This is a genomic window from Candidatus Edwardsbacteria bacterium RifOxyA12_full_54_48 (assembly GCA_001777915.1).
Classification (GTDB): Bacteria; Edwardsbacteria; AC1; order AC1; family EtOH8; genus UBA2226.
The window spans coordinates 250,969-274,014 of sequence record MFFN01000002.1; the positions used below are offsets into that span (position 1 = coordinate 250,969).

A 23,046-nucleotide genomic window follows, 5' to 3' on the forward strand; every position below is an offset into this window, starting at 1 on the left:
ATTCTTTACCACAGAATCACTGAATTTTAGAAAACTAATAAACCATCCTTTTGACTTGCAGAACAGTTTGCGCAAAATTCAACAATAACCCCACTTTGATCCTGGTAGCTTTAAGATAAGAAAGCAATTGCGCCTTATGACATGAATCAAAGGTCGTTACAGCCTTTAGCTCAATAATTACGGCGTTCTCAACGACAACATCCAGTCTATGTACTCCAATTATCTCACCGTCATAACATATTTCTACTTCTTTCCGGCTTTCGGTCTTTAACCCTTGTTTCTTCAATTCCAAAAATAAAGCATTGTGATATATTGATTCCAAAGACCCTGGTCCCAATTTTTTATGAACCTCTATCCCACAAGCTATTATCTCACTTGTAAGCTCTTTAAATTCTAATTCGATTTCAGTGTTTTTCGGTATTTAGTGTTTCCGTGGTTGGTCCTTGTAATGAATGGCTCTGGCAAAACTGCCAATGATATCTTTCTGCATTTTCCCTTCCAGCACGTTCCCTATGACCACTGCCGTGGCCCCGGCCCGGGCCTTTGATCCGGCGGTCTCGGGATCTTTTATACCCCCGCCCACCACCACCGGCAGGCCGGCATACCTGGCCACTCCGCTGATCATCTTCTCCGATACCGGCGACAGGGCGCCGCTGCCGGCGTCCATGTAGATGAGCTTCATGCCCAGAAACTTTGCCGCCAGGGCATGGGCCATGGCGATGTCCGGCTTGTCGTGCGGGATGGGAATGGAATGGCTCATATAGTTGGCCGAGGTCAGACGGCCGGATTCAATCAGCATGTAGCCGGTGGGGACCACCTCCAGCCCGGAGCGTTTGACCATCGGCGCGGCCTTGACCTGCTCCTCGATCAGCAGATTGGCGTTGCGCCCGCTGATAAGGGACAGATACAGCAGGGCATCGGCCTCTTTGGTCACCTGGTAGGCGCTGCCGGGGAAGATCACTATCGGCCGTTTGAAATTCCTTTTCAAGGCCCTGGCAACCAGGCTGATCTGATCAGACAGCAGCAGGCTGGTGCCCAGGAATACGGCGTCCACCCCTTCCTTCTGGAGGACCGCCCCCAGTTTGGCGGCCTGGGCCGGCTTGACCTTGTCGGGATCCACCAGCACCACAAAAGCCGAGCCCTTGGCCTTGGCGGCCTTTAAAAGATATTCGTAGAACATGAAATTTCCCGCATATTTATAATTTTAAGTGTATTAACCGCCCTTCAAATCCCCTCCTTGATCTAAGGAGGGGACTAAGGGGTGGTCAGCGCTCCGGTGGGGCACACTGTAACGCATTTTCCGCAGGAGATGCATTTATTCTGATCGATCTCCAGTCCCCAACCGTGCAGGATAATGGCCAGCGCCGGGCAGACCCCGGAACAAAGGCCGCAATTCCCGCAGAGGCTGTTTTGTATCTTTATCATTTTCACTCTATTAGTTTCTGACGTCATCCTGAATGACGATTCCCAGGCTATGTGAAGATGATCTGCTCGATCTTCCCCATATATTCCTTCAGTTTGCCGTCGTCCCTGCCGCCCACCTGGGCCAGCTGGGGCCGTCCGCCGCCCTTGCCACCGGTGGCCGCGGCGATCTGCTTGGCGATGTCCCCGGCCAGGAACTTTTTGGTTTTGACCAGCTCGTCGCCCACCGCGATGGTGAATCCGAACTTGCCTTGGTCGGTACTGGCCAGGATGATGACCCCGCCCGGCAGTTTGATCCGCAGCTTGTCGGCCATCTCCCGCATGTCTTCCTGGGAAAGACCATCCAGCAATTTGACCAGCAATTGAACCTCTTGAACCTTTTTAACCTCTTGAACCAAGGCTTCTATCATTCCGCCCTGTTGAAGTTTCGCCGCATCTTTCTTTGCCTTCTCCAGTGCTTTCAGCTCCTCCATCTGGGCATTGAGCTTTTTGACGATGTCCTCGCGGTTGGCCTTAAGACGGTCCTGGATCTCGGACACCAACAGCTGGTCCTGTTTGGCTAGGCGGTAGGCGGCCTCGCCGGTCACGGCCTCGATCCGCCGCACCCCGGAGGCGATGGCCTCCTCCCTGACTATCTTAAACAGCCCCAGTTCGCCGCTGTGCTTGACGTGGGTGCCGCCGCACAGTTCCTTGGAGAAATCGCCACAGGAGATCACCCGGACCTCCTCTCCGTATTTCTCCCCGAACAGGGCCATGGCCCCGGTCTTCTGGGCCTCGGCCAGTTTCATGTGCTGGTCGGTCACTGGAATGTTGTCCATTATCTTGCGGTTGACCAGGTGTTCCACCTCGTCCAGCTGCATCGGGTCCAGGGCGGCAAAATTAGTGAAGTCGAAGCGCAGGTGCTCCGGGCTGACCATCGAGCCCTGCTGCTGGACGTGCTTACCCACCACCTGCTGCAGGGCCGCCTGCAGAAGATGGGTGGCGGTGTGATGCCGGGCGGTGCTAAGCCTGGCTGCCTGGTCAACCGCCGCATCGACCGTATCGCCCTGTTTGATCTTGCCCGAGACCACCGCTACATGATGCACCGTGGAGCCGTTGAAGGCCTTGGTGGTTCTCAGGACCTTCAATCTGGATTTTTTGTTTTCGATGACGCCCACATCGCCGGTCTGCCCGCCGCCCTCGGCATAGAAGGGGGTATTCTCCAGGGTGATGTCCACCTGTTCTCCCTTTTCAGCGGACTCCAGTTTGAGTTCCTTGCGATAGATGCCGCTGATCTTGGTCTTTCTCTGAAGGCTATCATATCCCACAAAGATGCAGGAGGGGTAATCCAAGCTCTTCTGAACCGAGAAGGACACCTCGCCCCGGGCCGTCCGGGCCCGCTCCTTCTGCTGTTCCAGGGCTATATTGAAACCGTCCAGATCAAGGGTCAGGCCTTGTTCCGTTGCGATCTCCTGGGCCATATCAATGGGAAAGCCGAAGGTGTCGTAGAGCTTGAACAGTACCTCGCCGGGGATGGCTTTTTTATTGGGCGGGGTGATGGCCGCGGCCGATTCCAGCAGTTTGGTAAGCCCCAGCGCCACGGTGGAGACGAAATTTTCCTCCTCGTTTTTGATGACCATGGCAATGTGCTCGGTCCGTGGTTTAAGGTCGGGATAGGCCTGGCCCATGATCTCTATTACCCCCGGCACCAGATGGTGCAGGAAAGGCTCCGTCAGTCCCAGCAGGCGCCCGTGCCGGGCCGCCCGCCGCAGGATCCGCCGGATGACGTAGCCCCGCCCCTCGTTGGACGGCAGCACTCCGTCCCCGATGGTGAAGGTCAGGGCCCGGATGTGGTCTGCGACCACCCGGAATGAAACATCGGTCTTTTCCTGGCCGTAGGTTATCCCGGATATCTTCTCCACCGCCTTGATGACCGGATAAAAAAGGTCGGTGTCATAGTTGGAATCTTTTTTCTGCAGCACCCGGACGATGCGCTCGAAGCCCATTCCGGTGTCCACGTGCTTGCTGGGCAGTTCGGTCAGCTTTCCATCCGGCCCCCGGTCGTACTGGATGAACACCAGGTTCCAGATCTCCACGAACCGCCCGCAGCCGTCCACGTTGACCCCGCAGACATGGCCGTCCTTCCCGGCCTTGGTACAGGTGCCTTCCCCCATGTCCATGTGGATCTCGGAGCAGGGGCCGCAGGGGCCGGTCTCGCCCATCTCCCAGAAATTGTCCTTCTCGCCGTGGCGGCTTATATGCGAAGGGTCGATATCGGTCAGATCCTTCCAGAAACCAAAAGCCTCTTCGTCGTTGACATAGACCGTGGCATAAAGCTTGTCCTGGGGCAGTTTCCAGACAGCGGTCAGCAGTTCCCAGGCCCAGGCGATGGCCTCCTTCTTGTAATAGTCGCCGAAGGACCAGTTGCCCAGCATCTCGAAGAAGGTGTGATGGGTGTGATCCCGTCCCACCTCCTCCAGGTCGTTGTGCTTGCCGGAGACCCTTAAAACCTTCTGGCTGTTGGCCGCCCGCTTGTAGCCCCGGTCCTCCAGCCCCAGAAATATCTTCTTGAACTGGTTCATCCCGGCGTTGGTGAACAGCAGGGTGGGATCGTCCTGGGGCACCACCGAATCCGACGGCACGATGGTGTGGCCTTTGGATCTGAAGAAATCCAGGAACGATTGGCGTATTTGGTTTGATGATTGCATGATGTTAAGGCTTGATATTTATTTGTTAACCTAATGGTTACCGTATAAGATTAAGCCACTAGTATCACCTTTAGAATGTTGAATTAAAAATGTGATAGATAGGCTATCACGCCGCAATACAAACTGTTTATTTACTTTAAATTCAACAATAAAAGGTAGCTTTGTGCTATAGGGTTGTCCGTTTTTATACCTTTGATTAATTATCTCGTCTTCATAAAATGAATATTTTAAACCAGTATTTATACTATCGTTTTTAAATCTCATTGTCCTTTCATTCACTTCCTTTTCCCCATTACGACCAGGCAAATAGATCATGGGTTTTAAAGTATCTGGTAAGTAAAATTTTATATTTACATGGGATGCTTCTGAAAGGCCTGTATTTATTATATTGAAAGATAATTTCACATTACCAAATGAATCTGTATTTGTGTTTTGTTCTTCAAGAAACAAAGAAGGTTTCTTTAATACTTCTGCTTCAATATTTTTTATGACTTGGGTAGTTTTATCTGAGGACATTAAGCTTTTATATGCTAACCAACAAGACCCTAAAGCTGCTACAGCGGTAATAATTATAAAAGTAAACTCCACTTTCGATTTTAGTGTCGGTTTTGTTTTTAAAATATTATCTGGTTTCTTTTTGGTTATTTTAAAAGTTTTTCTCATACTTTTTCTATTTGCTATTATATTTTCGGCAGCAAAAACAATATGGTAAAAAAGTGACAGATGCTCCCGGCCAGCACGAACAGGTGCCAGATGGCATGATGATATTTCAATTTGTGCCACAGGTAGAAAACCGTCCCCAGCGTGTAAAACAGCCCTCCCACCCCCAGGAACACCAGGCTGGCGGTGTTGAGGTGCGCCAGCAGGGGTTTGGCCACGATCACCACGATCCACCCCATCGCCAGGTACAGCGCCGTGGACAGCACCGCAAAGCGGTTCGCCCAAAAAGCCTTGCCCACTATGCCCGCTGCGGCGATGCCCCACACCACGCCGAACACCAACCAGCCCAGCCGGCCGTGCAGGGTGATCAGCGCGATCGGGGTGTAGGTCCCGGCTATCAGCAGGAAGATGGACGAGTGGTCGAAGACCCGGAACAGCCGCTTGGCCCTGCCGGCGTAAAAGCTGTGATACAGAGTGGAAGACAAATACAGCAGCACCAGGGTGGCGCCGTAAATACTGAAACTGACTATGTGCCAGGCGTTCCCGGACAGGCTGGCCATCACCACCAGCACCGCCAGGGCCGCCAGGGCCAGGCCCAGCCCCACCCCGTGCAGGATGGCGTTGGTGATCTCCTCGCCCGGAGTGTAGCGTTCGACAGAATCAGCGTCGGCGTCCCGCGCTGTAGTCATTAGCTTTAGCCAGCGCCGGAAGGTAGTTTGGATCATTCTGAAATATTTTCCTTCAGCAGTTCCTTCAGCACTTTCGAGACTATCGAGGTTTCGTACCCCCTCCGGGCCAGAAACCCCACCAAGCGGCGCTTGGCGGCAGCGACGTCAAGCTTCCGGTAAAGTTTCAGTTTTCTCCGGGCCAGATCCAGCGCTGCTGGGAACTCATCAGAATTACTTTTATACTCCCTGATGGCCTGGTCCACTATCTCCCGGTCTATCCCCTTGGCAAAAAGCTCCTGCCGCAAACGGACCACGCCGGTGGGCCGAAAGTGCTGTCGGTTCTCGATCCAGTCCCGGGCGAACTTCTCATCGTCCAACAGCCCCAGCGACAGCAAGTCGTCTATCACCAGATCGATATCCCCCGGGGAGACGCCTTTTACCTTAAGCTTGTCCCTGACATCCTTGACCGAGCGTCCGCGCATCTCCAACAGCCGCAGGGCATAGTTCCTGGCTTTATTTATATCCATAGTTTGTTCCCGAAGGCCTTACCTCCCCTGGTCCCCTCCTTGATCAAGGAGGGGATTTTGGGGTGGTCTATCTCAGATAATGTATAATCTATTTCCGCCCCCGCTTCCTGGGCTCTTCCTTCTCCTCTTTCTCCGGTTCCTTATCTTCTGTCTTCTGCCCGGCCGGCGGATTGAGCTTGGCCTTTAGTTCGATCTCTATCTTCTCCAGCAGGTCGGGATTCTGTTTGAGCATGGTCTTGATGTTGTCCCGGCCCTGGCCCAGCCGCTCGCCCTGGTAGGAGAACCAAGCCCCGGCCTTCTCGATGACGTTGTTCTCCACCGCCAGATCCATCAGGTCGCCGACATAGGAGATGCCCTCGCCGAAGATGATCTCGAACTCGGTGGTCCGGAAGGGCGGGGCCATCTTGTTCTTGACCACCTTGACCCGCACCCGGTTGCCGATCATCTGCTCGCCCTGCTTGATGGTCTCTATCCGGCGGATGTCCATCCGCACCGAGGCGTGAAATTTTAAAGCCAGGCCGCCCGGGGTGGTCTCGGGGTTGCCGAACATCACCCCGATCTTCATCCGGATCTGGTTGATGAACACGATGCAGGTCTTGGAGCGGTTGGCCACCGCCGTCAGCTTGCGCAGGGCCTGGGACATCAGCCGGGCCTGCAGGCCCATGTGGGAATCGCCCATGTCGCCCTCGATCTCGGCCTTGGGCACCAGGGCCGCCACCGAGTCGATCACGATCACGTCCATGGCGTTGCTGCGGACCAGGGTCTCGGTGATCTCCAAGGCGTCCTCGCCGGTGTCGGGCTGGGAGATCAGCAGGTTGTCCACGTCCACCCCCAGGGCCCGGGCGTATTTGGAATCCAGGGCATGCTCGGCGTCAATATAAGCGGCGGTGCCGCCCTTCTTCTGGGCCTGGGCCACTATCGACAGGGCCAGGGTGGTCTTGCCCGAAGCCTCGGGACCATAGATCTCCACCACCCTGCCGCGGGGCACCCCGCCCACCCCCAGTGCATAGTCCAGCGAAAGGGAGCCGGTGGGTATCACCTCCACGTTGACCCCGGCATCGCGGCTGCCCCATTTCATGATGGCCCCCTTGCCAAATTGTTTTTCGATCTGCGAAACCGCCAGATCCAAGGCTTTTGCTTTTTCGCCCTCCGCCATTTTCATGCTCCTCTCAAAATAATACGTTGAATATAATTACTAAGTTTATTTTAAACCATTGAACACGGGGCCGGTATTAGCCATATAAAGCACAAAATAATTTTCTTGTGCTGCATCTTTATCAACACATCCCTATAATACAACAACCCTTCAATATTTCTTTCCCATCAATTTTGTGCCATCGGTGCCTTTTGTGGTTGAATGGTTACGCATAGTCTACCGTTCAACTTAAAGGCGTCAAACCCCGGGGTCGACGGGCAGGTTGAATGTTTCAGCCGCCCGCATAGCCACCCCGCCCAGCTTGTCCAGCAGGGGCGTGGCCAGCCCGGCGATGACGGGAGCGAAAAGGATCCCCTCCAGCATCAGCCCCTTTAAGGAGAACAGGAATATCAGAATGCCGCAGAGCATTCCGTACCAATACTGTCCCCAGTGCCGGGCCGGGGTTGAGATCTGGTCGGCTCCCAGCACCCCCAGCGAGAACAGGAACAGGTTGGCCGTCCAGGACAATTGAACTATATCCAGCCCCCCGTAAGCCCGGTATTGCAGATAGAGGAAAGCCAGGGGCATCAGCAGACCGGCCAGCAATATCCTCCATTTGTAAAGCCGGTGGAGGAATAAAAACGAGAACATAATGGTCAGTCCCACCGGCAGCCAGCCGGAGATGAAATACAGCCGGCCGCTGAAAACCGCCCCCCGCCCGGAGAGATTGGCCAGGCTTGCCCCCCCGCCGAAATAATCGCCCCCCGCCAGGACCAGCAGCGCCAGCACCAGGGGGAAGTTCAGGGGATAGGCGTACTCCCGGTCCCTGACGTAGGTTCGCAGCATGCCGCAGACCACCGTCAGCCCGGCCGGAATCATTACATTGATGCCGGCCGGCATCAGCAGGCTGATCAGGATGGCGTCGTTGACGAACCAAAGGTCCGATCTTTTCCGGCGGCCTTTTTTCAAAGCATAGATGTGCCAGACCACCCCCAGGAACAGGGACAACAACAGCTTTGATGCCAGGCCCCAGCCCCAAAGATAGAGGCCGAACCCGGCCAGCGGCAGCAGGGCAATGAAACTGCGAAAGCCCAGCTGCTTCCAGTCAAAGCGGGTGCGGATATGGGGCCACAACGATACGTTGAACATTTACGCAGCGAACCTTAAAGTTAAAATATTAACCACTTTCGATGAGCTTCTTAACCCAGAGCTTAGACCGTTCACGCCTGCGTGCTGAAGCTAACTTTGGCGCGCAAGCACGGGCTTTGCCTCTCTGTCAAGAAAAAGGCTCAAAGTTTGCCCTTCCCCATCGTCTTGCCAACCTTGATCTGATGCAGCAGATGAAGGCGCGACGGGCAGACGAAGCTGCACAGTCCGCACTCCAGGCATTTTTCCAGGCCCAGGGCGGAATATTTGTCCGCCCGGCCCTCGCCCACCGCGGCGTACAGGCAGTGGGGGCTCAGGCCCCGGGGGCAGATGTTGGAGCATTCCCCGCAGTTGATGCACAGGCTGTCCTCCCAGGAAATGTCGTCCTTCATCATGATCACCCCGTCGGTGTCCGGGGTCACCGGCATCTTCGGGCTGTAGTAGCTCTGGCCGGTCATCAGCCCGCCCAGGATCAGCTTGATCTTGCGGTAGCGCGACAGGTCGCGCTTGAATACCTGCTCCAGGGTCATTCCCAGCGGCAGCCGGACATTGGCCGACTGCCCGGAGGTCTGGTCCCAGACGGTGCACAGCTTGGTGATCATCGGCCATCCCTCGATCACCGCCTGCCGGATGTTCCACACCTCCTCCAGACCGTAGACCATGGAGCTCTGGGATCCCGGGAAATTATCCTGCAGCAGGCCGGCATGGCCCTGGGGATATTTGGGCTCCACTATTTCCACCGAAAGGTTCACCGCGCTGGTCAACAGCACCTTCATCCGTTCTATCAGGTCCGGCATGTCGGATGAAATGACCACCCGCCCCCGCACCGAGCGGTGGACCTGCATCATGATCCGCATCCCCTCTATCAGCTTCTCCGGGGCCTCTTTCAGCAGGCGGATGTTGCCGGATACCGGCGGCTCCAGACTCAGGCCGTTGAATATCAGCAGGCCTATATCCGGCGGCTCCTGCAGGTCCCTGATCCCGGCTTCCCATATCCGATGGCCCAGGTCGCCCCTGGTCCTCTCCCAGAATCGGGGAAAGGCCTCCAGCACAACTTTCGGCTGGTGCTGGGCCTGGGACACCTGAAGATAGACGGTCAGCCGGGGGAAATCAAAATTCCTGGGCCGGGCCACCAGGTCGGGAAAGTCCTCGATCCTCTCCACCTGCCCGGCCAGCGGCGCATATACCGGAAGGCCCTTCGAATCATAGCCGATGGCGTCGTAGGCATGGACCCAGTCCCCGGGAAAGACCGAGGCCTTGCCCCCGTGCCACAGGGGGATGGTCAGAAAATCCGGCCGGTCGGGATTTTCTATGGGCTTTTTATAACAGAACATCTTGGCCGGCCAATGCCAGCCGCCGCTGATGGATCTGGCCATTTAATTTGTTGAAATTTATTTTTGTAAGTTGCAATAAAACTAACTCGTTAAGTATAAGACAGTATCCATAAAAAGTCAAATAAAAAAGGCGACTTCCATATGAATGGAAATCACCTTTTTTAGGAAAGCGGTTTAGTACTTCTGGTCCACCTCCCGCTGGGATATCACCTTCATCCCTACGCCGGTGGCGTTCTGTACCACCCGGGCCAGCGTCTGGCTGGAATAGAGCACGTCGATGCTGCCAGTGATAGAGGTTTCCGTCTCGCCCAGCACCACTATGCCCCCCAACACCCAGGTGGTGCCGGTGGACTGGTAATTGCCATCGACGTATATCAATCCCTTGATAGCCAGGTTGGAGGAGGAGTGCAGGTCTCCGCCCCTGATCCACAGTATCCCATCGTGTTCCAGGCCGGAGCCATGCCCGGCGTACATGGTATTGCCATCCAGCCGCACCAGGCCTCTTACTGGGTACATGTCATTGCCCCAGTCCAGATTGGTGCAGGTAGCCGAATCCATGCCCATGATATCCCATATCTTGTAGATCGGCCGGGTGGATTTCTCAACCACATCGGGATTGCCCCAGGCCTTTTGGTTGGCGCCGGTGTTGAAAAACAAGCTGTCGGTCTCGATCCCCGGCACGCATCCCGCCATGGTGCAGCTGTTTCTGGCTACCACAGGATTAAGATACCCATTGGCCGCTAAACCATGCGGTTCGTCGGCCTCCACATGCCAGCCGAATGGCTGTCCGGATACCGGAATAAAGCAGTTGGGCGGGCTCAAATTATACGGAGTATTGGCGGGATGGTCATGGCCGCAGACATCGGCGTTGCCGTTGCCGGTCACCGGGGCCTTGGAGCTTAAACCCGCCCTGGTCCGGGCGGTAAAGCGCGGCACCACCACCTCGGTGACCAGGGTCCGCCGGGCCGACCCCACCTGGCCGGTGGAGATGATCTCCCAAACCGGGTATGCGTCCTGAGGCGTGGGCGAGACCCGGCCCAGGGTTATCATGTCCCGTTTGTAATCATAAAAATAGATCTCACCGGACGCCAGAATGCCATCCCCGTTGGTATCATGGCTCTTGTACCTTATCTGCAGCACGGACGAGCTGTCGCCGAAGTCACCGTAGTTCTCGGAATAGTTCAGGGTGTTAGTGCTGGTCTGGACGGTCTTCCTATAATAATTATTGCCCGATACAGCGGTACCGGGTTGGTTAAGGGTGATATATACCCGACGGTTGGGGTTCAAACTGCCACCGTTGATGTCCTCGACGATCACCGTATCGTTGCCCGAAGCATATGGCAGGGACAGCCGGGCGATGGCCTCGGCCTCCCCGGCCTTGGCCAGGGCCAGGGCCTGGGAGCTGCGCATCCGGTTGGCGGTGATGGTCTTCTCGTTGACGATGTTGTACATCAACCCGCTGGCCATAACCGAGAGCACCAATATCACCATCAGGGCCAGCACCAAGGCGATGCCTTTTTGATTATTAAGATTTTTCATGATATTCACCCCTGTTAATTAGTGTTGAAATATATGATCACCCGTCCATAGCCCACACCGCCATCTTCGAACCTCTCGCCCACTATGATATCGGGTTTGGTGTGAGTCGGCCGCAAGGGAGCGGCATTGACCGTGACCACCTCTCCGGTGTACTGCCCCCCGAACAGGTCGCTGTAGCTACTGGGCAGCTGGCCGGCCGAGCATTGCGCCAGGCGGGTGCCGCCCATAAATTCCTCGATCTTGACCCCGAAGGCGATATCGTTGATGTTGTCGCCGTTGAACTGGCCGGTGGCCAGGGCCAGCACCTCGCCGTAAACGTCCAGGGTCTGGTTCGGAGCGTTTGATGCCCCGAACGTGCCGTTGCCGTTGTTGAACCACAGGTCTATCCGGCCGCGATAATCGTCCTCGGCGCTTCCCAGGACCCTCAACCCGCAGACGATATCCAGCAGTCCTGAATGGCCCGACAGGTAGGCCGCCACGGAATTTATGTAGCCGTCGGTGATGTTGTAGCACCGTTGTAGTTCGAACCTTCGGTTGAATCCCTTGCGCCGAAATATGATCAACTGCCCGCTGTAGCTGGGATAGCTCCCGGTCTTGGTGCCTATTATCAGGTCCTGGTAAAATTTCGGCACGTCGTTTCCTACGCTCCCGGTGCTGTCCACCACGTCGGCCAGATAGATCGAATGGACCTCACCGATATTGACCCCGGTGCCGGCGTGGTACATCACCGTATCCCGGTCGAATATCCCGGTGGTGTCCCCGGTCCGGTTCCTCCAGATCTCAATATGCCCCAGGTTCTCATCATCCTTGGTGCCCACCACGAAATCCACCTCGTTGGAGTTGGTCAGACCGCCGGTGGCCAGCGCCAATACGGTTTCGTTAGCGCTCCCTCCAAAAGTAGAATAGTTTCTTACCGAATACCTGAGAAGGCCCTTCAAAGTATCCTTGTTAACTCCGGATCCGCCGCCATCGTGGGTCAATCCCACCGAGATATTATAACCGCTGGTATTCTTGACCAGCCCGCAGATGACATCATCCGTTATGCTGGGATTGTCCAGATCGCCGGTGGCCAGGGCGGTGATGTCATAGCTGAGGTTATATGATCTGTCATAATTGGCCGGGAACAACGCGTTGGGCGTAGTATCCGGGCTGCCGAAACGGTTATACCACACCAGCAGGTTGGAGATCAGTCCGGCGCTGTTGACCGTGCCCAGCACGATGTCATTGTCGGCGTAGGCCGATTGGGGATTGGCCTTGGCCCCCGGCGGGTTCTTGTATTCCTCGCAGTTGGGGGTGGCCAGCGACAGCACTTTTTCGGTCTGCCCCAGGGCTATGGCCACGAAGCCCGGCACGTCTCCGAACATGACATACCTGGTGCTGTCCTTGGGGACGGACAGGTTGGATATTTTGTTGAAATCAGCGGAGCGCACCCAGCTGGTGGAATCGCCCATGGTCCTGGACAGGGCGCAGGTGGAGACCATGGAATCGGGGTCGATCTCCATGACAGTATAGATCGAGTCTCCCGGCACATAGGCGAAGAACTTTCCGGTGCCGTCGGTCCGGCCGCTGGCCACAATATTGCCGCTGTTGGAATTGAAAACCGCACAGAACACGTTGGGCAATAACGCTTCGGTGGAATCCCGGAGGGTATCCTTGTCGGCATCCTTCCATACGATGATATTGATGGCCCCGGCGGCCGCCTTGGAGTCCCCGAAATTGACGCTCAGGTCGTTCTCGCCGTCCGCCGAGATGGTATCCACCACCGTGTTGGGGGTGGTGGAAAAATAGCCCACCGAATCGGTCTCGGTAATGGTAAATATGCCGCGGGGCAGGGCGAAGCTATAATCACCCAGGGCGTCGGTGGTGGTGCTCAAAGCAATGGTGGTGGAATCAGCCACCGCCGCCTTGCCGCTGGCCGAAACGATCACCCCGGTTATGCCGCGCTCCCCGACGGTGAGTCCGCCAATGGTGTCCAGGGTATCGTTATAGACCTTGCCGCCAATGGCCCCCATGGCCCCGCTGGCTATGGACACATAGCGGAAATCGACATCGGTGATGTCGCTGGTGGTGACGGTCACCCCTGAATCCTGGGGATTCTTCAGCACATAGTAGGTTCCGGAATACTGAAAAAGTTTTTCCGGCATCACCGTATAGGAGCCGGCCTCCACCGCAAAATTATAAGTCCCGTCAGAAACGGAGGTCTGCAGTGCGCCGGTGTTCAAATATACCTTGCCTCCTTGTATGAAGGTGCCGCTGCCGTCCACCACTAGTTTGCCGGTTATGCTATATTTAGCCGTGGTGTTGGGCACGTTGGCCAGGTTGGTGGTGGTGGAGACCGTCACCCGGCGGTACCGGTTGCCATCCACCGGCGACCGGGTCTCGGTGGTGACGGTGATGGTGATCAGTTCAATGCTGGAAATGATGGCGGTGCTGGGATTGGCGAACAGCCGCTCGTTACCGGTCAGCACCGTATCCCCGTTGCTGTCCCCTACCAGCTGCAGGACGCCGGAGGTATTGCGGTACCAGTACTGGAACATGGGGATCACAGAGGTGTCGGTGGCGCTGGCCGGGCCCCGCACCAGGGCGATGTTGAAGTTGCGGGTGGGATAGACATTATTGGTGTTGTCATCCATCTTGCCGTAAGCTTGTCGCAGAAGGACCACATCGTTGGGGTTTATCGTCTTGCGTTCAAAGACGTCGTCCGCCCGGTCGGCCGCGGCAAAGGTTCCGCTGTTGTCGGAATCGAAGGTATAGCGGTAGGTCTCCACCCCGGCGCCGTACTGAATGCCCACGCTGTAATTGGGGCAGGTGGGATTGACATTGGGGTCGTAGGCCCGGGGCTGTTTCTGGCCCAGGCTGTCGGGCCAGGGGTTGAGGTTGCTGTTGAATATGATCTCGAAGGGCGTGGCATAGGCTATCACCGGCTGGTCGCTCTCCATGGGGATGCCGTAGCCGGAGGTCCTGATGTCCCGCACCAGCATCTCCAGGGCCGCCCCGCCCTGCTGCTGGGCCTCGATGATCATGTCGTTCTTGCGCTTGGCCCGGTCGCTGTTGATCATCACCATCACCACTCCGGCCATGATGATGCCCAGGATGGTGATGGCCACCATCAGCTCGGCCAGGGAGAACCCTTTTTTATTCATTATTGCACCTCTATTATAAATGTATTTTCAGGGTTTGTATAAGTAGACCGTGACCCCTACGCTGTCCAGGACCCCGGGAGCGGTGTTCCAGGTGACCCCTATCCGGGCCCTTTTTACCCTCCGCATGGGAAGACTGTCGGTTATTACCCAGGTGCGGGTGAAGACCTCTATGTTCTCGCTGTGGGTGCCGGCTGTCAGGTCGGGATCGGTTTTGGGCAGCCGCTCCATCTCCTCGGCCTTGGCCTGGGCCAAACTGGTGGCCTTGGACATCAGTCTGGCCTGGGTGGTATATCCCAGCCCCCGGGGAAACAGCTGGGCTATCCCCAGCAGGATTATGGCCAATATGGTGATGGACACCATCAGCTCGGTGATGCTCAGTCCTTTTTGGTTCATGATCGTCGTTCCTTTATATATAGAAAATTAAAAGATGCTGCCCGATTGCATGATCAGGATGGTGTCCACCGTCCCGTTGGCGATGCTCACTATCAGCGGGTTGATGGAGCTGTTGTTCACCATCCCCGAGGGGTTGAAGCCGATGGTGAAAGAGGTGCTGTTGAAGCTGACGGAAGTTGGCAGGGTGTTGGTCTTGATGATGGCCTCCCCGGAATCGTAGGCGCCGTTCCTGGGGGTGCTGGTATCGATGAAGATCCGGTACTGCCGGCTGTTGATCACCCCCAACCCGTAATGGATGTCACGGCTCATGGCCATCTGCCGGATAAGGTTGAGATCCCCCACCAGCTGGGCCCTGGCGTCCTTGATCCTTCTGAAGGGCAGGTTGCGCACCAGGCCCGGCACAGTCAGGCCGGCCAGAATGCCGATGACCACGATAACCACCATCAGCTCGATCAGGGTAAAACCATTCCTTTTCATTTTTCTACCTCCACCATATATTTATAAGCAATATTAATGCCATTCCCGCTGTCAGCCATTTAACCTGTTGCATGACAAGATAATGCAGATCAGGTAGTTTTTTAGACAACCTGCCATCCCCCGGAAATATTGTTACCCTGAGGTAACAGTCTTGCCCGGCCGGTAACAATCCTAGGCCTTGTCCAGGCCGTAATCCTTAATCTTTTTCAGCATCACCCGGTAGCTTATCTGCAGCCGGCGGGCGGCCTGGCTTTTATTGCCGCCGGTCTGGGCCAGCACCTTTTCGATCAGTTCGGCCTCGGCCCTGGCCGCCGCCCTGGCCGAAACCGACATTAAACCGGCGCTTCCATCGTTTGTTTCGATTTCGTCATCGGCCGGCAGCACGATGTTCAGGTCCTCCAGGCTTATTCTCCGGCCCCGGGCCACCAGCAGGGCCCTCTCGATGGCGTTCTCCAGTTCCCTGACGTTGCCCGGCCAGCGGTATTTCTTTAAGGCGGCCAGAGCCCCGCTATCGATGTCTTCGATCTTCTTTTTGTTTTTAAGGTTGTATTTTTTCAGAAAATGGTAGGCCAATGGCTCGATATCATCAGGACGCCGGGCCAGCGGCGCCAGGTTGATGGGAAAAACATTCAGCCGGTAGAACAGGTCCTGCCTGAATTTCCCATCGGCCACCATCCTGGCCAGGTCCTGGTTGCTGGCGGCTATCAGCCGGAGGTCGATCTTCATGCTTTTGGCGCCGCCCACCGGCGTGATCTCCTTCTCCTGGATGGCCCGCAGGATCTTGGGCTGCAGGCCCAGGGGGAGTTCCCCGATCTCGTCCAGAAAGAAACTGCCGCCCTCGGCCACTCTCAGCAGGCCGGGCTTATCGCGTCCGGCCCCGGTAAAGGCGCCCTTGACATAGCCGAACAGCTCAGATTCTAAAAGATTTTCCGGCAGGGCCGCGCAGTTGATGGTGATAAAAGGTTTCCCCGATCGGGGGCTCAGGCGGTGAACCTCCCTGGCGATCAGCTCCTTTCCGGTGCCGCTGTCCCCGGTTATCATCACCGTGCTGTCGGCCGGCGCCACTTTGGCCGCCAGGTTCAATGCTTCCTGCATGGCCGCCGAGGCAAAGACGATATCCGGCGATTTCGGCCGATCGCTTATTTGGTCCCGATAACTGAAATACTGGCCGTAATCGGAGATCAACCTCTCCAGTTTTTCCAATTGCAGACCGACGGTTTTGTTGGAGGAATTCTCCAACGATTGTTTTATCTCCTGCAGGCCCGGTTGTATCTTGGCCAGAAGGTTCTGGGAGGCGCTTTCCAACAGGGCCGACTTCTCGGAAATATCCTCCAATTCCTCCATCCTCTGGACATCGGTAATGTCCGTCACCACCAGGTTCTTCCCCATCTTTTGTCCGCTGGAATTTTTCAGCTCGCTGATCTCCACCTGAATGGTTCTGGCCCGGCCGGCGGGGCTTTCCAGTTCCTTGATCATCAGCCGGGCGCCCCGGCCGATGGATTCCAGTTCCTGGCAGCTGAATATTTCGGAGCAGGATTCAATAGCCGCGATACCGAAGATGTCCCGGGCCGCAGGATTGCAGGCCAGCATTTTCCCGGCATTGTCAATGCTGATGATGCCCTTGTCCACGCTGGCCAATATCTGCCGGCTGAACTGTTCCAGGTCGTCGGCCCGTTCCCGCTCCTGGACATACAGCTCGTTCAGGTCCCGCCCCTTCCGCCTCAGTTCAGAGATCATCCCCTGATAGCTATCCATCACCAGCTCCACATCGGAGCCGGAAGGGATCTGCCCCCCGGAGTTATCCCGGGCCAGCCGGGCCATGCTCCGGAAGGGATTGAATATCAGCCGCAGATACAGAAACAGTCCTATCAATACGGCCGGAAAGATCACGGCCGACCAGATATTTTGCATCCGGGCGCCGGATTCCAGCGAAGGCAGCAAACCGGCCGGGGCCAGCATGATCAGGATGTTTCCCGCCAGGCCCTCCCTGAGGGAATAGTTGACAAATCCGTAGTCCTGGCTGGGGTGGTAGGCCATTCTGCCGGGGGTCAATTTCCCCCAACTGGCCGCCGGTTCGGTGTCGGTCACGGCCGGGAAAAGGTAGGCTTCCAATAAATACCGGTTGCTGGCCGCCACCCACCGGCCGTTGCTGTCGGCCAGGCCGATGGCGCTGACGCCGGAGATGCTGGCCAGGGCCGACCACTTGGCCTCGATGCTGTCCCCTGAAATATCCGGGTTTCCCCGATAGCTTTCCGCTGCCAGCCGGGCGGTGGCCGCCAAATGCCCCTCCATCTGCCGGCGGTATTGTCTGACCGAGTGGTTGAGCATTAAAATCGAAGCCAGGTTCACCACCGCCAAGATCATTACCAGCAGAAAACCGGCCAGGCGGGTCTCCCTCTCGTATTTTAACCATTTGCGCTTCATAGCATAACAGAATATCACAACCCATAGCGGCTGTCAATAAAAAAATGGGATGCCCTGAAGGCATCCCATTTATAAACCGGTTATTTTTATTTCTTGTCGCAGCCGTCGCAATCATCTTTGACCATGGCCCTCTTCATCATCCCCGGTTTGATGGATTTCATCTTCTTCTGCTGTTCGGCGGTCAGCACTTTGTTCATGGCCAGGCGATGCTCGATGCGGGCGTTATAGATCTTCTCCTGCAGTTTGGAGACCTCGGCCGCCTTTTTTCTGATGGCCCCCTCGTTTCCCACTTCGTCAAACAGATCCTGCAGCTCTATTTTGGCGATCTTCAGGTCGGCGTTCATTTTGATGGTCTCTTTGCGTTGAGCGGTGGCCATGTCGTCGATCTTTTTTGCCTGGGCTTCGGTCAAACCGATCTCCTTGGCGATCACGGGATTCTCCCACCATTGCCCCCGGCCCATCCCCCGGCCTTCATTCATCATACCATGCCCATCCCTTTCGATGCGCTTCTCGATCCGGATGTTCTTCTCCCCGCCGCCGGGGCACTGGGCCATGGCGCTGGCCGCCAGCATCAGGGCCGGCACCATCAACAGGATTACTTTTTTCATTGGTTCTCCTTTGGTTTTATGGTTATTGTTTTCTGCTGTTGTTTGCTGATTGGACCGCACCGGCGGTCCAAAGGTTTAATCTTTCTCCGGGAGTTGGCGCTTGGGTGGGGTTTATTGCTGCCTCACCCGGCGGTATCTTTTCTCCTTGACCTGGATCACCATCTGGCGGATCTCCTCGTCAAAGTTCTGGTCGAAGATCCTCCACATGGCCCGCTGCTGAACGGTAAGCATGGCATCCAGCTCCTGGTGGACCTTCTCCATGTTCTTTATGGTCTCCTTCTGGAGCTTGTCAAGGGAATCCAGCTTGACTTTCAGCTCTTGATCCTTGGCTTTCCTGATCATCAGGTCTTCAAGCTGGGCCACCAGCGCCCGGTGTTTCCGGCGCACCTCCCGCTGATCCTCCTCCATCTGTTTGAGTTTGGGGAAGAACTTGGATATCTGCTGGTTGGAAAGCTTCAGCATTTCGGTCATCCGGGTCACCCTCACCGCCTCCAGCATCCTGCGTTCCCGATGCTCGGGCGGCGGCGGGCATTCCGGGGGGCACAGGCTGTCGTACTCCTGGAGCATGACCGTCATCCTGGTCTGGCCCATGGCCGGCAGGGATGTAAACAGCAGGAACAGCATCAACATTGTTTTTATCATTTTCAGCTCCTTGTATTCTGCAGTTCCGAAAGGATATACTCCATTTCGGTTTCGGACAGTTCATCCAGCAGCTGGGCGGCATTATCCGTCCCGTAGAGATAGGTCCCCTTCTGCAGGGTGGAAAGATATTTCTCGTGGGAGTTGTTCTGAGAGACCGGGATATCCTCGGCCACCGCTTCCAAGGCTTCATCTATATTTGACCAGCCGTAATTCTCCGAAGCCCAGTGGGCCGCCGTCAAAGAGATCCTGTTGTCGGACGATATCCGGGAACTGATCATTGCTATTCCGAACGCCAGGGCGGCAGCCATAACAAAGGATGTTACCGGCATGGGGGCAAGGACGGCACTCCACCAAGGCTTGGCCGGTTTCAGGGCGGTCTGCTGGATCACGGCCGGCAGGTTGATAAAGAACTGCGGATCGGGCATCTCCACCTGCCACTTGTCCAGAACTGCGGACAATTCCAGATCGGTTGGTATTTTATTTATTTGTTCCATAATTTCCTCTCACTAAGCCACCAAGGCGCAAAGGTTATTTCAGGTTTCCGTTTATCACCCGGACTATTCCGTTTTTCATCAATGCCTCGCCGAAATTTAAAAGGTATCCCAACTTTTTCCCGGTTAACCGCAAATAGGTCAACACTTGCTTCTTATGGGCGTTGTTTAACATTTCAACATATTTTAATTCTATGATGACTTTGTCGTTTATTACCATGTCGGCACAAAACCCTTCATCAAACTTAAGGCCGTTGTATTCTATCGGTACTATAACCTGTCGTTTGACCGTTAAGTTTTGTTGCTCAAGTTCGTAGGCCAATATGACTTCATATACCGTTTCCAACAATCCCGGCCCCAGCTTTTTATGCAACTTTACTGCCGTATCAACAATGATTTGCCCAATCTCATTTTCAGAAAAGTCCCTTGGTGTCTCTGTGCCTTTGTGAGATGATCTCAATTGGTCATTCATTTCCGTACTCCACAAAATCTTTCAGCTTACCCTTCAGCTTCTGGACCGCCTGAAAATAATTGGCCTTGACGCTTCCCAGGGACCGGTCGGTGATCCTGGCGATCTCATCGTGCTTGTATCCCTGGTAGTGATGCATCACGAAAACCGATCTTTGCTTGTAAGGCAGTGCATCCACCGCCTCGGAAATCTTTCTTTGTAAAAGAACGTCACGGGACCTGCTGTCGGCTATCTCTCCGGTCACTTCAAAAGAAAGGGGCTGATTGAGGTTCTTCTTGCGCCAGGTGGAGCCGGTGTTGATGGCTATCCGGTAGAGCCAGGTTCTGATGTCGCTCTCCCCCCTGAACGATCCAATGCCCTTTAAGGCCTTGATGAACACCTCCTGGGTGAGGTCCTTGGCATCCTCGATGTTGCCGGTAAGACGGTAGCATAGCCGATAGATGCCCTGCTGATGAGCCCGAATGATCTCATTGAAAGAGCTGGTATTTCCGGCTTTAACTTCTTGTATGGCATTCATTAAGGATTCAGGCATGGTTGATATTCAATAGATTAGACTTGTGCTTATACGGTATGGTTTAAAACAAAAAAGCCCCGCCTTGGCGGGGCTTAAACCTTTTGTTCTACTTGAGATCGTATTTGATCCCGGCCTTGATGACGATGTTGCCGAATGACTCTTCATCCATTATCGACTCGTACTGGGCCAGGACGTTCAGGGCCATCTTCTCGTTCATCGGCATTTCGAAACCGGCGCCGAAGGAGATGCCTATCTCTGTGGAACTGACGGACTCGTCAACTTCGTAAGTCCCCAGCCATCCCATATCAATTGTGCCTTTAACGTTGGCTTTCAACATGTGGAAACCAAACTCACCCAACCCGTAGGGCTTCATCTTACCCTCGCCGAAATAATATTTGGCCCCGGCCTTGATCGGCATGTCGGTAAAGCTGGTCTCCAGGCCCAATATCTCCTCCTTGGCGCCCCACATCACATAACCGACTGTTCCGGTGATGGCCAGTTTTTCGTTCATCCCATATTGGAAGGTCGGGCAGATGCCGAAGCCCATGGATAGAAGATCACCCATATCGCCGGTGGGCATGAACAGACCCACATCGCCCCCGATGGACATTGCGCCCTTCTGGGCGAATGACAGGGAACCCAAGGCAACCAGGGCCACCAGAACCAGAGCCATTTTCTTCATGACGGAACTCCTTAATGTTGTTTGGTTGTTATTGTTCGGTTGTTGATTTCAATGGCAATATATTATCGCAACCGGACTAAAAAGTCAAGTATTATATATAGATTGAAATCAATCAATTTTTCCTCTCACCAGGTCACCAAGACACTATGCGATTTCGTTTATTGGGTCGCTTCGCCTCGCCGGCCATATGTTTTGTCTTCCTATCTATGACGCACCCGCCACCTCATTGCGAAATGCCGGTTAAGCCCCAGGTCTGCTGCACCAGCCGGCCCGGGGTATCCGCCAGCGGTATTGATCTGTTCGTTTAATTTTCATGACGGCAACGGTAAAAATAAAAATGGCTATTCCCAAAGGGAATAGCCATAAAGCTCTAACGCAATTTCTTCTTGTGCCGGTTGGCTCTCAGTCGTTTTTTGCGCTTATGGGTCGCTATCTTGTGTTTCTTCTTTTTCTTACCGCAAGGCATTTAAATTGCAAACCTCCTTCTGATTTATCATATTTAATTATTTTTTACTTCTTGGAAACCTGGGCCTTCAGCTCGTTGGAAGGCTGGAATATGGGGACCAACCTGGCAGGTATCTGGACCGTCTCGGTGGGGCGCCTGGGATTGCGGGCCAGCCGGGGTTTGCGCTCCTTGACCTTGAAACGTCCGAATCCCCTGATCTCGATGTTCTTGCCCTCGCTCAATGTCAGGGTGATGACGTCCAGAAAGGAATCGACCACGATCTTGGCATCCCGCTGGGTAACCCCGGTTTTATCGCAAACCAACTTCACCAGATCAGCCTTAGTCATTTGTGAACCCTCCTTAGTTACAACTGGAACAATTATGAGATGAACATCCGCCGCATCCTCCGGATTTTCCGGCCGAAACGAAACCCCTCTCGGTTTTGCAGCCGAAGGTGGAAAACATCTTTTCTGTCTGGGCGCTGCCGCAATCCGGGCAGGCGGGTCTGCTTTCCGAGAGGCGCATCAGCTGTTCAAATTTATGATTACACCTGCTGCATTCAAACTCAAAGATTGGCATAGCATTATGATACAATTTCGGAGCGGTGTTTGTCAATAGGAATTTTAAAATATTTTTTGCAGGAAAATAGCCAGCTCCTGGTCGCTGATCTCGAAGGGCATCTTATCGTGCCGGATCTGCAGCAATTCCCCCGCCAGGGGAAGTCCGCGGCTGCGGGGCCGGGCGGTGATCAGGCTGGGCACCTTGAGCATATAGGCTATGGAAAAGACGTCGTTCTTGGAGCCGATAAAGCCCCGGGCCTGCGACAGGGCCTCGGCCGTTTCGGCCGATGATGGCGAGTTCATCACCGTCTGCCCTTTCAGGACCTGCTGGGGCATTTTACCATCGGGGTTTATCACGATCAGTTTGAGCAGGGGATCTTTAGCCAGGGTCCTTAAAATCTTTTCAAAGTTGCTCCTCCTCCAATGGCTTCCGTCCAGGGCCAGCACCGCCTGGCCTTTTTTCAGGCCCTCCTCCTTGAGCCTTTCCCGGAACTCCCTTTTACCCTCCAGCCCCACCAGCTTGGGCCAGGCTGGATGATGCCCCGACACCTGGGCCCCCAAGGGTTTTATTATGTCCAGACTGCGGACCACCTCGTCAGCCGAAAGGGTCCCGGCTTTGATGATGAAATTTTTAAGGGGATAATCCCGTCCGGTCTCCTGGCCGCACCGCACCGTTATCCCGGAGCGGAAGAAAAGGTATGACAACTGCTCACTGGGGCGGTAGTTCAGGTCCAGCAGCAGGTCGAACCGGCGCTGGCGGAATATCTTCTTCAGCCGGCGGAATTCCCTGGAGGCCAGGCCGTCGATCAGCCGGGGGCGGAAATCTATCACCTCGTCCACCTCGTTGTCAAAATGCCACAGCCCGCGCTTGTCCTCGTCGATCAGCAGAGCGATCAGACTGTCCCGGTAATGCTTGCGCAGGGCCCGGATGGCCGGAACGGCGCACAGCAGTTCGCCGTCGTCCTGGGCCGGAAAGCACAGGATCCTGCCGGGCTTTTTAAGAACCCCGGTGAAATCCACCGGCTTTTGGCGGCCGTAGCGCCGGGACAGGCTTATGGCCAGGGCGGTGAACAGAGTCAA

General features: G+C 55.3%; 22 protein-coding genes. All 22 read right to left on the minus strand.

Features of this window, described 5'->3' with window-relative positions; all coding sequences use genetic code 11:
- Positions 1-34: 34 nt before the first annotated feature.
- Positions 35-403: a hypothetical protein gene (locus A2273_07005; GenBank protein OGF08676.1), complete on the minus strand. Its 369-nt coding sequence runs from the start codon at positions 401-403 to the stop codon at positions 35-37.
- A gap of 18 nt (positions 404-421) precedes the next feature.
- Positions 422-1,180, minus strand: coding sequence for a hypothetical protein (locus A2273_07010; GenBank protein ID OGF08677.1), 759 nt, complete (start codon positions 1,178-1,180; stop codon positions 422-424).
- 292 nt (positions 1,181-1,472) lie between these two features.
- Positions 1,473-4,109, minus strand: a complete 2,637-nt coding sequence (locus tag A2273_07015; GenBank protein ID OGF08678.1) for an alanine--tRNA ligase — start codon at positions 4,107-4,109, stop codon at positions 1,473-1,475.
- A gap of 30 nt (positions 4,110-4,139) precedes the next feature.
- Complete coding sequence (locus tag A2273_07020; GenBank protein OGF08679.1) at positions 4,140-4,772, minus strand: hypothetical protein; 633 nt, start codon at positions 4,770-4,772, stop codon at positions 4,140-4,142.
- Between the two features lie 17 nt (positions 4,773-4,789).
- A complete protein-coding gene (locus tag A2273_07025; GenBank protein OGF08680.1) occupies positions 4,790-5,458 on the minus strand; it encodes a hemolysin D in 669 nt (222 codons plus the stop codon).
- 32 nt (positions 5,459-5,490) lie between these two features.
- Positions 5,491-5,964: a hypothetical protein gene (locus tag A2273_07030; protein OGF08681.1), complete on the minus strand. Its 474-nt coding sequence runs from the start codon at positions 5,962-5,964 to the stop codon at positions 5,491-5,493.
- Positions 5,965-6,052: 88 nt separating this feature from the next.
- On the minus strand, positions 6,053-7,120 hold the full coding sequence (locus tag A2273_07035; protein OGF08682.1) for a recombinase RecA: 1,068 nt from the start codon (positions 7,118-7,120) through the stop codon (positions 6,053-6,055).
- A 237-nt stretch (positions 7,121-7,357) separates the two neighbouring features.
- The gene (locus A2273_07040; protein OGF08683.1) at positions 7,358-8,248 is read right to left on the minus strand and encodes a hypothetical protein; all 891 of its coding nucleotides are present in this window, start codon (positions 8,246-8,248) and stop codon (positions 7,358-7,360) included.
- A gap of 140 nt (positions 8,249-8,388) precedes the next feature.
- Complete coding sequence (locus A2273_07045) at positions 8,389-9,621, minus strand: hypothetical protein (protein ID OGF08684.1); 1,233 nt, start codon at positions 9,619-9,621, stop codon at positions 8,389-8,391.
- A gap of 132 nt (positions 9,622-9,753) precedes the next feature.
- Positions 9,754-11,118: a hypothetical protein gene (locus A2273_07050; protein ID OGF08685.1), complete on the minus strand. Its 1,365-nt coding sequence runs from the start codon at positions 11,116-11,118 to the stop codon at positions 9,754-9,756.
- Between the two features lie 14 nt (positions 11,119-11,132).
- Positions 11,133-14,261: a hypothetical protein gene (locus tag A2273_07055; protein ID OGF08686.1), complete on the minus strand. Its 3,129-nt coding sequence runs from the start codon at positions 14,259-14,261 to the stop codon at positions 11,133-11,135.
- 27 nt (positions 14,262-14,288) lie between these two features.
- Positions 14,289-14,654 (minus strand): hypothetical protein, encoded by a 366-nt coding sequence (locus tag A2273_07060; protein OGF08687.1) that lies wholly within the window; start codon positions 14,652-14,654, stop codon positions 14,289-14,291.
- A gap of 27 nt (positions 14,655-14,681) precedes the next feature.
- Complete coding sequence (locus A2273_07065; GenBank protein ID OGF08688.1) at positions 14,682-15,131, minus strand: hypothetical protein; 450 nt, start codon at positions 15,129-15,131, stop codon at positions 14,682-14,684.
- A 171-nt stretch (positions 15,132-15,302) separates the two neighbouring features.
- Positions 15,303-17,555: a hypothetical protein gene (locus A2273_07070; protein ID OGF08689.1), complete on the minus strand. Its 2,253-nt coding sequence runs from the start codon at positions 17,553-17,555 to the stop codon at positions 15,303-15,305.
- 86 nt (positions 17,556-17,641) lie between these two features.
- Positions 17,642-18,163 (minus strand): hypothetical protein, encoded by a 522-nt coding sequence (locus tag A2273_07075; protein ID OGF08690.1) that lies wholly within the window; start codon positions 18,161-18,163, stop codon positions 17,642-17,644.
- Positions 18,164-18,274: 111 nt separating this feature from the next.
- Positions 18,275-18,805: a hypothetical protein gene (locus tag A2273_07080; GenBank protein OGF08691.1), complete on the minus strand. Its 531-nt coding sequence runs from the start codon at positions 18,803-18,805 to the stop codon at positions 18,275-18,277.
- A gap of 2 nt (positions 18,806-18,807) precedes the next feature.
- Entirely contained in the window at positions 18,808-19,299 is a 492-nt protein-coding gene (locus A2273_07085) for a hypothetical protein (GenBank protein ID OGF08692.1), read from the minus strand.
- Between the two features lie 34 nt (positions 19,300-19,333).
- Positions 19,334-19,768 carry a GxxExxY protein gene (locus tag A2273_07090; GenBank protein ID OGF08693.1) on the minus strand — a complete coding sequence of 145 codons (435 nt, stop codon included), beginning with the start codon at positions 19,766-19,768 and terminating at the stop codon, positions 19,334-19,336.
- Complete coding sequence (locus A2273_07095; GenBank protein OGF08694.1) at positions 19,761-20,282, minus strand: hypothetical protein; 522 nt, start codon at positions 20,280-20,282, stop codon at positions 19,761-19,763. The genes A2273_07090 and A2273_07095 overlap by 8 nt, the downstream gene beginning before the upstream one ends.
- 103 nt (positions 20,283-20,385) lie before the next feature.
- A complete protein-coding gene (locus A2273_07100; protein OGF08695.1) occupies positions 20,386-20,961 on the minus strand; it encodes a hypothetical protein in 576 nt (191 codons plus the stop codon).
- A gap of 510 nt (positions 20,962-21,471) precedes the next feature.
- Positions 21,472-21,753, minus strand: a complete 282-nt coding sequence (locus A2273_07105; GenBank protein ID OGF08696.1) for a hypothetical protein — start codon at positions 21,751-21,753, stop codon at positions 21,472-21,474.
- Between the two features lie 276 nt (positions 21,754-22,029).
- The gene (locus A2273_07110) at positions 22,030-23,046 is read right to left on the minus strand and encodes a hypothetical protein (GenBank protein OGF08697.1); all 1,017 of its coding nucleotides are present in this window, start codon (positions 23,044-23,046) and stop codon (positions 22,030-22,032) included.